At 41.6% G+C, this 2,640-nt stretch carries 3 protein-coding genes; all 3 read left to right on the forward strand.

The features are described 5' to 3' along the window. On the forward strand, positions 1 to 180 hold a 180-nt coding region (locus ACRCJ0_RS11730; RefSeq protein WP_431390526.1), incomplete at its 5' end, for a PfkB family carbohydrate kinase. A gap of 349 nt (positions 181 to 529) precedes the next feature. Then, a complete protein-coding gene (locus ACRCJ0_RS11735) occupies positions 530 to 1,498 on the forward strand; it encodes a GMP reductase (RefSeq protein WP_431388169.1) in 969 nt (322 codons plus the stop codon). 197 nt (positions 1,499 to 1,695) lie between these two features. Beyond that, positions 1,696 to 2,640: DNA/RNA non-specific endonuclease (locus tag ACRCJ0_RS11740; RefSeq protein ID WP_431390527.1), on the forward strand; the 945-nt coding region annotated here is incomplete at its 3' end.

The following is a 2,640-nucleotide window of genomic DNA, read 5'->3' on the forward strand; positions in this document are numbered from 1 at the left end:
GACACCTTCTCAGGTGCTTTTACCGTGGCCTTATCTAAAGGTAATAGCTTAGCTGACGCCATTCAATTTGCCTCAATTGCAGGTTCTTTATCTGTTCAAAAATTTGGTGCCCAAGGTGGGATGCCAACGATTGATGCCTTAAAAACGCATGAAGAATTTAATGATAGCTGGCAAGTATAAAGGTAGATTTTTCTTTGCAAGAGGGAGACTAGTGATAAGCTAGTTTCTTTTTTGTTTAAATAAAAATTCTCTGAGATTAATAGTTCGTCTTTTAATATAAATTCTACGAGGTCAAAACCGCTTGTTTTGAATTTAGTAATGTTCGGGATAACCCTAAAAGATAATGTTCGTCAATTGGTGAAAAAACCAGTCAATTTATGCATCGATTTGGATAAATTTGGACAAATCGCTAAAAAAACGAATGAATAAAACTTGCAATTCAGAAAGTAAGTGTGTAGAATACGAATTGGTGTTTACGGACACCTTTTGTTGTTGAAGATATTGATAGAGAGAAAGGCGAGTTGAATTCGTGGAAACTTTTGATTATGAACAAGTCCAATTAATACCTGCTAAATGTGTGATTACAAGCCGTAGCCAGGCAGACACTTCAATTGAATTTGGAGGTCGTGAATTTAATATACCAGTTGTGCCAGCAAACATGCAAACTGTATTAAATGAAGAGTTAGCTGAGGAATTGGCCCGCAAAGGTTACTTCTATATTATGCACCGTTTTGAACCAGAAAAACGTATGCCATTTATCAAGCACATGAATGCTGAAGGTTTATTTGCGTCAATTTCTGTTGGTGTAAAACCAGAAGAATATACTTTCATCGATGAAATCAAAGCAAGTGGTGAACGCGTAGACTACATAACAATTGATATCGCGCACGGTCATTCAGAGACTGTTATCGATATGATTAAATACATTAAAGAACAGATTCCAGAAACATTTGTAATTGCTGGTAATGTGGCAACACCTGAAGCAGTGCGTGATTTAGAAAACGCTGGTGCTGACGCTACTAAAGTAGGGGTTGGACCTGGTCGTGTATGTATCACTAAAATCAAGACTGGTTTTGGTACTGCTGGTTGGCAATTACAAGCGATTAAATTATGTGCTAAAGCAGCGCGTAAACCAATTATCGCTGACGGTGGTATCCGTACAAACGGTGATATTGCGAAATCTGTACGTTTCGGTGCATCGATGGTTATGGTCGGTTCATTATTAGCTGCCCACGTTGAATCACCAGGTGAAACTGTAGAGCAAGATGGTGTAACTTACAAAGAATACTTTGGTTCAGCATCTCAATTCCAAAAAGGGATCTACAAAAACGTAGAAGGTAAGAAAATGTTGATCGAAAGCCGTGGTAGCTTATGGCACACCATGCGTGAAATGCAAGAAGATTTACAATCAAGTATTTCATATGCAGGTGGTCGTGACCTAGGTGCTTTACGTACGGTTGACTACATGATCGTACCAACTATTTACAACGGTGACTAATTTTAAGGCCGATATTATAACCAAGGTAAATTATAAAATTTTCAAGGGACTGTGGCTAAAAGCTGCAGTCCTTTTATTGACGAAAAAATTTGTCTAAATTGGCTTGTCAGCCATGAAAGTGCTGGTCCTTTTGCCCAGAAAAAATGGAAATATGGTATGATAAAAGGCAGAGATTTAGTGAGAGGGAGGTGTTGTTGGTGGCTGGTAGAAATCAAAATGGTCCTAAGGATAAGCGGTTATTTGCCATGCTGGTTCTGGCGGGATTAATCCTATTTCTATGGGTTGGTAACCGGATGGCGGAAGAGCGGTTGGCTGAGCCAGTTGAGGTGGCCAAAGAGGTATCCCGGACGTCGTCGATTTACCAGGAGATTTTGGAGGACCACCAATTAGCGTCTGAGTCGTCGCGGGTGCGTCAGGCTGATGAAGGGAATAAGAACGACCAAGCATCTTCTTCTATAGAAGATAGTAGTGGGGATGGGGCAAGTTCTTCATCTGAATCAGAATCAAGTGGTGACTCGGCTTCTGAAAGCCAACAAGGGGCATCTTCGCTGGAAGAGGCTGAGGATTTAGGTCAGCTCTACCATCAGAACCCGCCTAGTGTGCCGGGCGGGCAGGCTTATGTTGAAGTGAATGACAATGTGCCGATTTTTACGGATGCTGATTTGACGGATGTTGAAGAATCTTGGGAGCGGTATAGCCCTTTGGATGATTTGGGTCGGGTGTCTGAAGCCAATGCCTTGTTAGGGGCGGACTTGATGCCGGCTGAATCGGAACAACGAGAAGCTTTGACCACAATCACACCAACTGGTTGGCAACAAAATCGGTATGATATTGTATCGGCTGGCTGGTTGTATAACCGAAGTCATTTAATTGGTTTTCAGTTGACTGGTCAGCAGGATAATTTGCTGAACTTGATGACCGGGACCCGGTATTTCAATGTGGAAGGTATGCTACCTTTTGAAAACTATGTGGCTGCCTACGTGGAAGATAGTGAAAATCATGTCCGCTACCGGATTACGCCTTTATTCATGGGGGATGAACTACTGGCGCGCGGTATTTTCATGGAGGCTTATTCCATTGAGGATGATGGTGAATTGCAATTCCATGTCTATATTCCAAATAATCAACCAGGGATTGAGATT

This window comes from Aerococcus sp. L_32 (assembly GCF_050689315.1).